Source organism: Phenylobacterium sp. (assembly GCF_041920015.1).
Classification (GTDB): Bacteria; Pseudomonadota; Alphaproteobacteria; order Caulobacterales; family Caulobacteraceae; genus Phenylobacterium.
Window position 1 is genome coordinate 1 of record NZ_JAYRST010000104.1, and the last position, 9,490, is coordinate 9,490.

Genomic DNA, 9,490 nt, shown 5'->3' on the forward strand with positions numbered 1-9,490 from the left:
AGATCGCGGTGATCTGGCTAAAGCCGTTGCGCGAGAGTGAGCGCGTGCTGGTCAGACCAGGAATGCCCGCCAGCGCGGTCTCAAGCGGATAGGTGACCTGCCGCTCAATCTGCTCGGGCGCCAGCGCTGGAGCGACCGTCGTGATCTGCACCTGGCGATTGGTGATGTCGGGAACCGCGTCGATCGGCAGACGGGTCAGTTCGAGCAGGCCCCAGCCGCAGACGATTGCGACCGCAAGGACCACAAACCAGCGGAAGCGGACGGACGCCTCAATGATTGCTTTGAACATCTCGCCCCCTAGTGCCCATGCTCAGCCTGGCCCTTGGCGAGCTCGGCTTTGAGGAGGAAGGCGTTGGCCGCGGCGATGCGCTCATCGCCAGTCAACCCGCGGAGGATCTCGGTGCGCCCGCCCGCCTGACGGCCGACGAGCACAGGGGTCGCTCGGAAGCCGTTGCGGACTGCGACGAAGACGACGGAGCCGCCCTCGACCGTCTGCACGGCCTCGCTAGGTACGGTCATGCCGCCGGCGTCTTCACCCGCGACGACCGAACCCGACACCGCTGTACCAGCCGGCGGCAACAGATCGCCGGTGGTGCGGGCCCGAATGATGGTTGCCCCGCGCTCTGCGCCGGCACCGGCAGCCACGCCGAGGATCTCAGCCTCGAACTCGCCGGTCGGGCCACGCACATGCATGCGAGCGTTGGGCTTGACCGCCGCTGCCAGGGTCGGCGGCGCGTTGAAGACCAGTTCCACCCGGGACGGGTTGGTGACGTCAGCCACGATGGTCCCAGGGGCGACGAAGCCGCCTGGTCCCACGGCGACCGCGGTCACGACGCCGGCGATCGGACTGGTGACGCTGAGACGCCCGGAGGCGTTGGGCGAGCCTGCCGCCGCGGCTTTGGCGCGCGCCGCGCGAGCTGCTACTTCAGCGCCGACCGCCTGCGCCCTCGAGGCCTCGACCTCCTGGCGCGCAACGACGCCCTGGTCCCCCAGGCGCTGGTCGCGTTGATAGGACTTGCGGGCGGCGTCCGCCGCGGCGGACGCAGCTTCCACATCGGCGCTGAAGCTGGCCGCCTCGCCGCTGACCAAAACCGCCAATGGTTGGCCTGCGCTGACCGACTGTCCCGGCGCCACCAGCACCCGCTCGACGCGGCCGCCGACCGTGGCGCCGACGCTGGCACGGGCATCGACCATCGGCTCGACGCGCCCCGCCAACTGCACCTCGCCGCCGCCGCCGCGGGCGACATTGGCGAGCTTGATCCCGGAGGCGGTGATCTGCGCCTGGGTCAGCTCGACGACGTCTCCGCCCGCTTCCTCGCCGCCTTCCTCCGCGTGTTCGGCGTCGGCCGGGTGGCCCGGGGCCTCGGCCCCGCCCCTATTTTGCAGCGTCGACAGGCCATAGCCGCCCGCCGCCGCCAGCAGCACCGCCGCAGCAACCGCCCCGTAGAGGCGGACCTTGCTCGAGTTCATGGTTGGACTCCCGGGGCGGCAAAGCCGCCAAGCCGCGCCTGGGCGGCGCGTGCGCCAGCGCGCTCGACGGCGGCGGCAATGGATTGAGAACGCGCTTCGGCCAAAGCCCGGCGCGCATTGACGAGTTCGACGAGCGGCAACTTGCCGGCCTCGTAGCCGATACGGGCGAGGCGGTAGGCTTCCTGCGCAGCTTCCTCGCCCTGGTTCGCCGCCAAGAGCCGGGCCTCGGAAGCTACGACGCGGGCCGTGCTGGACCTGATCGCCCCCTGCGCCTCGAGCAGGGCTGCGTTGGCTCGCGCCTCAGCGGCCGAGACGTCAGCCCGCGCTGCAGCGACGGCGCCTTGATTGCGGTTGAACAGCGGCAGAGGCACCGAGAGGCCTGCGACCAGCGCGGTGGCGTCGTCTCCGTTGAACTGCCGCACGCCGACGGACACGTCGACATCGGGAACGGCCTTACGGCGCTCGAGAACCAGCAGGTGCTCGGCGGCGGCCTTCTCAGCCTGAGCCGCGACGACGCCGAGCGTGGCGGCCGCTTCAGAGCTGCTGGCAGCCACGCTTCCGGCGTCAAGCAAGCTGACGTCGATCGAGTCGATCGGCTCCGACGATCCGGAAAGGCTGGTCAGGTTGGCCAGCGCCGTTTCCTGCGCCGCACGCGCTTCTGCCAGCGACGCCCGCGCCGCTTCGACAGCGGCCTGGGCTTGGATCCGTCGCAGATCGGCTTCGCGGCCAGCCTCGACGAGCGCGGTCGCGATCCGGGCGTCTTCTTCGGTCAGGCCGAGGACGTCGCTCGCGAGCTTTAAGCGTCGTTGAGCCGCCTCGGCTTCCGCGTAGGCCATGGCCAGGTCGAACGCGAAATCGACCCGAGTTCGGCCGGCGCGCGCCTGGGCGGCGGTGACCTCGGCGCGGCCGGCGGCGACACGGGCCCCACGCTTGCCGCCAAGTTCAAGCGTCTGCTGCAGCGAGTAGGTCGCTTCAGCTTGGCTCGTGCCCTCGAAGAGGCCCGACCCGGAGAAGTTCTCCAGATCGACCGTCAGGGCGGGGTTGGGGATGACGGCGGCCTGGCGCGCCAAGCCTTCGGCGCGTGCGACCCCGGCTTGAGCTTCGGCCAGCCGCGGCGCCGCGCTCTGCGCACGGGCCAGCAGATCGGGATAAGAGGGGGCTGGCGCAGCCGAAACCGGTTGCGCGAAAACGCCCAGGGCGGACAGCCCAAGGGTGGCCGCAACAAGCGGCCGCCTGGATTTTGAGGGGAGCATTGACCTTCTCGCAAATGACGACAGGGCGCGCGCAAGGCGCGGCGGTCGTCAGGCGCGAGGGGGGCGGTCCAGGCCGAACTGTCGGTCGCTGGCCGAAACGCGGCCAAGCGTTAGCTCGTGATGGTCAGGCAGGGCGTCGAGCATCGCTAGCTCGCCGATCGGCGCCGACAGGTACGGCGCGCCATGGTGGCAATGGCCGTGGATGCAGATGTCCGGGTCGGCGTGGTCGTCCTGGTCCTGGCCAGCGGCGTCCAAGTAGGAGGCCTTGCCATCCAGTGAGACTTCAGCGACGGCGAGGAGCGCTTCGTCGCGACAGATCAACTTGTCGAGGCTGGGCGCCAGGGCCAGCACGGCGATCAGCAGAGCGGCGAGGACCGCTCCGAAGCTGCGCCATGATGCGAAAAGCCCCGACATGCGCGACCCTATAACCAGACTCTCGTGTCAGGGGAACGGGTTACAAGATTACGCCCCTGGCCGGTCTGGCGACCGGCGTGTCCCGACAGATTGCTGGTCGTGGGCGACGTCATGGGTTTGGTCTACATCCTCCAGCCCCTGGAGGATCAAGCCCTATTTTCCGGCAGATCGCGGCCAATGGCAGTGCAGGCCGTCGATGACGAAGACGAGGCTCGCCAAGGCGGCAGCCTCCTCAGAACAACAGCCAGCCGTGAGCGCCGACCATGGCGCCGAAGACCGTCACCATGGCGAGCGTCAGCAGCACGACGTGGACGCAGTGCAAGGTGGCGAACGCCCGTTCCGGATCGCGCCGCGCCCAGGACGGGAAATAGCGATGCAGCACCAGCGGTTCGCCGACGAACAGGATCAGGAAGAACAGCACCCAGACGATCACCATGGCGTGCATCCACCAGAAGCGGGCGTCCGCAAAACGGCTCCAAAGGTCGAGGCGGTCGGCCATGTAGAGGCCGGAGGCGCCGACCACCAGCACGGCGGTTCGCGCCTGCCAGACGAAGCGCCGCTCGATCGCCTGGAATGCAGCCAGGCGATCAGGGCCCAGAGCGCCACGCCGCACCGCCGGCAACGCCACGGTGGTCGCCATCCAAACGCCGCCGATCCAGACGACGACGCCCAGCACGTGCAGCACGCGCGCGAGCGCTAGACCCTCGACGCCGGTCATGGTGTGACCTGCGCGGCCGCCTCGGGCGTGAGCGCACCGTCGCCGACTACCACAGCCTGGAGCAGCACGTCGTCCTTTCGCGCCGCGGCCCAGTGCTCGCCGCCTTGCGCGGGCACGACGATCACGCTGCCGGGGCCGAAGGTGCGTTCCGCTCTAGGATCCATCCTGTCACCGTCCCCCCAGAATAGCGTGCCCGAAATCACGGTCAGTAGGCGAACGCCGCCGTTCGCGCCGTGCGGCGGCAGGACCTGGCCCTTGTCGATACGGAGCAGGAAGGTGAGCGGCCGGCCCTGGCCGTCGAGCGCGATGACCCCGCGCCGGGCCGCGTCGTGGACGGTGTCGTAGCTCAGCTGCTCGATGTCGAGCCGGGCAGATTTCGCCTGGGCCGCGCCTGGCCCAACTAGCGCGGCCACTGCCGCCAGGAGAAGGATACGATGTTTCATGGGTCTTACCTTTCTGGTCAGAACTTGAGCTTGAGGCCGCCGCCGAACGCACGCCCGTCGCCCGGCAGGAAAGCGGCCTGGTCAGGCCGCGCCACGTCGACGATCAGCGTGGAGGACGCATAGGTCTCGTCGAACAGGTTGGTGACCTCCGCGAAGACTGTCACGGCGGCGCTCAGCCGGTATTCGCTGCGGAGGTCCACCGTCGCGTAGGAGGCGTTGTAGAGCGTGCCGAGGTTGTCGACCGGCGTCTTCTCCGGCATCCACCGCAGGTCTCCCCGCAGGACCCACCGCTCCTCCGGCCGCCAGGTCAGCCCCGCATTGACCCAGTGGCGCGGGGCGCCCGCCAGGCGGTTGTCGCCGCGCAGAGGATCGTCCCGAAAACGGAAGTCCTGATAGGTATAGACGAGACGGCCCTCGAGGCTCGGCGAGAGTTCCGCCGTCAGACCGAGTTCGACGCCGAGATGCCGCGTGCGCGGCGCATTGACGGCTCCCAGCGAGACGCCCGATTCATCGCGCAGGCTGAGCAGTTCGTCGCGGACCCAGGAGTAGTAGACGACCGCGTCCCATGACAGGACTCCTGCATCGCCGCGCCAGCCCGCCTCGAGCGTCGTCGCGCGCTGGGCCTTGAGCGCGGGCGTGACGAAGACCGCCGCGGGCGTGGCGGGAGCTGCGGGATTGGGGCGGCCAGGGCTGCTGTTGGGCGTGCCGCCTACGGTAGCGAGCAAGTCGTCATGGGTCGGCGGCTCGAAACTGCGGCTCGCCGCGACGAAGAGCGTCTGGCTCTCGGAAACTTGCCAGGTCAGACCGAGGGCCGGACTCCAGCTCTCGTAGGTCCGGGCGTAGCTGCTACTGACCGCAGGGACCGCCCCGTTGGGCAGGGCGACGGTCGGGCTGGCAGGGCTATAGGCAGCCGTCGGCCGCGTCGGCAGGCCGTAGCGGTCGCTGTTGTCGCGGCTGGCACGAGACCAAGAGAGCGACGGCGACAACGTCAGCCCTTCGCCCAGTGGGACGTTGAAACCGGCGTTGAGGGCCAGGGTATCGGCCTTCAGCCGGCTGCGCCCGAACAACGCACCACGCCGGCTCGAGAGGTTCAGATAGTTGTCCCGGTCTGCCGAGCCGGTCACGTACTGGGCGGTGACTTCGAACAGCGGGAGCGTCCGGGCGGCATCCGGTTTGAACGCGTAGCGCGCCACCAGGGTCACGTCATCACCTTCGGTCTCTCGGACGCCCGCCGACATGGGAAAACGGAACATGTCGTCCGTGCTGGCGTAGCCGAAGCCGAGATCGACGACATGCGCGTCGAAGACGCCCGTCGCCCGCGCGCCGGCCTGGACCTGGATCGCTTCCCGGCGCGGGCGGTCGCGCACGACATTGGGGCCGGGATTAATCGCACCCGCCGGGGTCACTGTCGGACCCGTGAACACAGCGCGAGGGTCGTTTTCCATGAGGCTTCGAGTCAGCGGTCCGGAGACGTCGAAGCCAAGGTCGGCGTAGCTGGCGAAGACGCGGACCGCTACGTTATCGGACAGACGCACGCCAACGTTGCCGCCAATGCTCGTGCGGCGGGAGTCGTTGTAGTTGCGGTAGCCGTCGCGCCGAGTGATGTCGGCGCGCAACAGACCGTCGACGCGATCTCCGGCGAAACCAGCCTGGGCGGTCGCGCCGACCTGGCCGAAGCTTCCGCCGCTCGCCTGCAGCGCCACGCCGGGCGTGCTCCGGCCCGTGGGCGAGATCAGGTTGAGGGCCCCGCCCAGCACCGTCGCGCCCAGCCGGTTGGCCATGTAGCCGCGATAGACCTCGACCGCCTGGGCTTCGCCAGGATTGGCGAAGCCGACGATATAGGAGCCGTCGGCGCGATTGAGCGGTAGGCCGTTGCGCAGCATCAACACACCGCGCTCGACGGGATTCTGCTGCAACCCCGATCCACGGATCTGGATGCGGGGCTGGTCGTTCCCACCGAAGAAGTCCTGCACCACCACGCCCGGGACATCGGCAAGCGCACGCGACAGGGTGAGGTTGGCGCTGACGGGCATGGCCTGCGTTGAGACGATCGCGGTCCCGCCGGCGGCCGCCTCTAGCCTGGCGACCACGGGGCTGCGCGGCGCGACCACCACGACCTCCTCGACTGCGCCCGGCGTCGCCGACTGGGCCCTCGCGGATTGCGGCAGGAGGCTGACCGAGACCATCAGGGCGCTCAGCAGCGATACGGCGCATGGCCCGTAGAAGGACGGAATGGCCGGTAAGCGAGTGAAGGAAGAAGGCATGAACGGCCGCCAAAATTGCTATTGCAAGTCGTTCTCATATAATTCGATATCGCAGAGCCGAGTTTGTTCCAGCGCAAATCGCGTGACGATTTCAGGAACGACGGCGTCCTGCCCTTGCGCTGCATTGCCGTCGGTGACGCGAGGAGCAGTTTTACGACGGCCTGGGCATGGCGTTGGCGATTTCACTTCACCAGATCGGCCGGCTCGAACTCTTCCGGTCACTTCCGAATGGCGCCCTCGAGGAGGTCCGTACGGCCATGCGGACGGAGCGGGTGTCCAAGGGCGCCGTCATTTTCAAGCAGGGCGAGCGGACGGGCCAAGCCTACGCCCTCGCTACCGGCAGTGTCCGCATCGTACAGACCGGCAGCGACGGCGGACAGACCATCGTCCGCTTCATCGGCCCAGGCGAGATGTTTGGGACCTTGCCGCTCTTTACCGACCATCGTTTCCCCGCCGATGCGGTCACCATCGAACCGGCCACCATGCTGGCATGGCGGGAGACGGACTTGATGGACCTCATGGCTCGCTATCCGGCCATCTCGCTTAACGTGATCAGTGTGCTCGGCACACGCATGGCGCAACTACAGGAACGCGTGCGAGAACTCACTACGCAGCGCGCCGAGCAACGCATGGCTCACGCTATTCTGCGCTTGGCCGCGCAAGCTGGCAGCGATAGCACGTGCGGCGCAACAATCGAGATTCCTCTGCGCCGCAAGGACCTCGCCGAGTTTGCCGGCACCACTCTGCACACCGCGAGCCGGATAGTCTCGGCTTGGGAGAAGGCCGGCCTGCTCGCCAACAACGGCCAGCGCCTCGTTATCCACGACCTCGCCGCGCTCCGCGCCCTGGCGGAGGGAAACCGTGACTGACGCGGCGAGTACGAGGGGCGCACGGAGGCTACGTCGCCGCCTCGGTGATCAGCGCCATGATCTCGGGGCCAAGGCGCAGATCAGGTACGGGCCGAAAGGCTGGGTCCGTCGATGGCCATCACTGTCGATGGCGCCGGCTTGAGGGCGAAACAAGCGCGTGTGCGGGCTCTCCGAGGGCCGCCCCATCGGGAAGCCGAGCTTCCGCCCTCGCCACAATCGGCGGGAACCTTCGAGATCACGGTGTAGGGCCTGCAACAACCCTGCGGATAAAGACTGCTTCGACGCGTCAGTTTGTGCTGGAACAATACACGCGTGCGTCTCGCGTGCGCCTATGCCTCCGAAAGTTTGCACCTACTCGCAGAGGCGGCTCCGCCGTCCCGCCGCGAAGCTGGGGAAATCCTGAGGCGTCCGTGTTTCCGCACGTGATCAGAGAGCGAATGAGGGCCTCCTTGCTGGCGCTGCTGCTGGCGTGCCTTGCAATCGCGATTCGCATACTGGTTCCGTCAGGCTACATGCTCGTTCCCGGCGCCCAAGCCGGCGCAGCGATGATCGCGCCTTGCACAGGCGTGTCCGCGCCGTCGGTTCAGGCGCATCCCGGCCACGCAACCGTACATCAGCCAGCGCACGACGGGCGCAAGCCCGCAAAGCCGGCGCCAGACCATGCTTGTGTTTTCTCAGGCTTCCATGCCGGCGCCGCCGTGGAGCCCATTGTGTTCGTCGCCACAATGGCCTGGACGACCATGCAGCCCGCCCTTGAGCGGACGGCGCAAACTCCAGCCTATCGAGTCGGCGTCATCCGTCCGCCGCCCACAGGGCCGCCTGGATCGGCCTGAAGTCGCGCCGGGATCGTCTTCCGGCGCCTGGTCGTCGCGCAAACGCCCTCCTAGCCAAAGGCTGTACCCATGTTTCCTCAAGGCCGCGGCCGTATCGCCGCACTCATGGCCGGCGCTGCGTTCGTCGCGCTCGCCGCCCCTCGCCTCGTCCATGCCCAGACCGCCACGGCCCTGCCGCCGATCGAAGCGAATCTGGCGCCTGCTGCAACCGCCGCTTCCGCCGAACAGGCGATCACCGGCGAAGCGCTGCTGCGCCGCCGCGGAGCAAGCGCCGACAGCATGTCGATCATCGAGAACGAGCCTGGCGTGTCGCTCTACGCCAACGGCGGCATCTCCAGCCTTCCGGCAATCCGCGGCCTTGGCGAAAGTCGTGTGCTGGTTTCGGTGGACGGGGTCCAGATCACCGCCTTCTGCCCGAACAGCATGAACCCGCCAGGGTCCTATGTGTCGCCAAGCCGGGTCGACGCCATCTCCATCCTGCCGACTCTCTCGCCGGTAAGCGCCGGGGGCGACAATATCGCCGGCGTGATCGCGATCATCACCAAGGGGCCCGTCTTCGCGCAACCGGACGAAGGCCTGCAGGTGAGCGGCGAGATCGGGGTGACCTATCGGAGCGTCGCCGATGCGATCAACGCCTCGGCCCAGGTCACTGTCGCCGGCCCCCGCGCAAGCCTGAGCTACGAAGCTTCTTGGAACCGCGCCGAAAATTATCGCACCGGCGGCGGCGACCGGGTGCGCTCCACCCTCTACGAAGCCTACGATCAAGCTCTGACCCTCGGCGTCGTGGCCGGCGAAGGGGTGATCAGCCTGCGCCTGGGCAAGCACTTCGCGCCCTATGAAGGCTTTCCGACCCAGCGGATGGACCTGACCGAGAACGACAGCGTCTTCGCCGATCTGCGGTATGAAGGCGCGTTCGAGTGGGGCGACCTCACCGCCCGCGCTTCGTGGCGCTCGGTCGACCATGAGATGAACTTCCTGAGCGATAAGGGCGGCTCGGCCACCGGCGGCATGCCGATGAACAGCCAAGGCCGCGACCTCAGCGCCGCCGTCGCCGCAACCGTTCCACTGAAGAATGGCGGGACCTTCCGGGCCGGCCTCGAAGCCTACCGTGCCGATCTCAACGACTGGTGGCCCGCGGTCGCCGGCAACGCGATGATGGGGCCGCAGACCTACTGGAACATCACCGACGGACGCCGAGAACGCATCGGCGCATGGGGCGAATGGGA

10 protein-coding genes are annotated in these 9,490 nt (G+C 68.2%); 3 read left to right on the forward strand and 7 right to left on the reverse strand.

The features are described from left to right. The 7 genes from ACE3TL_RS15550 to ACE3TL_RS15580 form a co-directional block, all read right to left on the reverse strand. On the reverse strand, positions 1-289 hold a 289-nt coding region (locus ACE3TL_RS15550), incomplete at its 3' end, for an efflux RND transporter permease subunit (protein WP_374579579.1). An 8-nt stretch (positions 290-297) separates the two neighbouring features. Continuing rightward, on the reverse strand, positions 298-1,470 hold the full coding sequence (locus ACE3TL_RS15555; protein WP_374579580.1) for an efflux RND transporter periplasmic adaptor subunit: 1,173 nt from the start codon (positions 1,468-1,470) through the stop codon (positions 298-300). Then, complete coding sequence (locus ACE3TL_RS15560; RefSeq protein ID WP_374579581.1) at positions 1,467-2,723, reverse strand: TolC family protein; 1,257 nt, start codon at positions 2,721-2,723, stop codon at positions 1,467-1,469. The genes ACE3TL_RS15555 and ACE3TL_RS15560 overlap by 4 nt, the downstream gene beginning before the upstream one ends. A 48-nt stretch (positions 2,724-2,771) precedes the next feature. Then, complete coding sequence (locus ACE3TL_RS15565) at positions 2,772-3,137, reverse strand: hypothetical protein (protein WP_374579582.1); 366 nt, start codon at positions 3,135-3,137, stop codon at positions 2,772-2,774. Between the two features lie 232 nt (positions 3,138-3,369). Then, positions 3,370-3,855, reverse strand: a complete 486-nt coding sequence (locus ACE3TL_RS15570; protein ID WP_374579583.1) for a hypothetical protein — start codon at positions 3,853-3,855, stop codon at positions 3,370-3,372. Continuing rightward, positions 3,852-4,298 carry a hypothetical protein gene (locus ACE3TL_RS15575; protein WP_374579584.1) on the reverse strand — a complete coding sequence of 149 codons (447 nt, stop codon included), beginning with the start codon at positions 4,296-4,298 and terminating at the stop codon, positions 3,852-3,854. The genes ACE3TL_RS15570 and ACE3TL_RS15575 overlap by 4 nt, the downstream gene beginning before the upstream one ends. Before the next feature lie 17 nt (positions 4,299-4,315). Beyond that, entirely contained in the window at positions 4,316-6,562 is a 2,247-nt protein-coding gene (locus tag ACE3TL_RS15580) for a TonB-dependent receptor family protein (RefSeq protein ID WP_374579585.1), read from the reverse strand. Positions 6,563-6,729: 167 nt separating this feature from the next. Between ACE3TL_RS15580 and ACE3TL_RS15585 the strand changes: the two genes are divergently transcribed. The 3 genes from ACE3TL_RS15585 to ACE3TL_RS15595 all read left to right on the forward strand — a co-directional run. Then, on the forward strand, positions 6,730-7,431 hold the full coding sequence (locus ACE3TL_RS15585; protein WP_374579586.1) for a Crp/Fnr family transcriptional regulator: 702 nt from the start codon (positions 6,730-6,732) through the stop codon (positions 7,429-7,431). 449 nt (positions 7,432-7,880) lie between these two features. After that, positions 7,881-8,264, forward strand: a complete 384-nt coding sequence (locus tag ACE3TL_RS15590) for a hypothetical protein (RefSeq protein WP_374579587.1) — start codon at positions 7,881-7,883, stop codon at positions 8,262-8,264. A gap of 69 nt (positions 8,265-8,333) precedes the next feature. Continuing rightward, positions 8,334-9,490 (forward strand): TonB-dependent receptor plug domain-containing protein (locus ACE3TL_RS15595; RefSeq protein WP_374579588.1); only part of this gene is annotated, 1,157 nt, incomplete at its 3' end.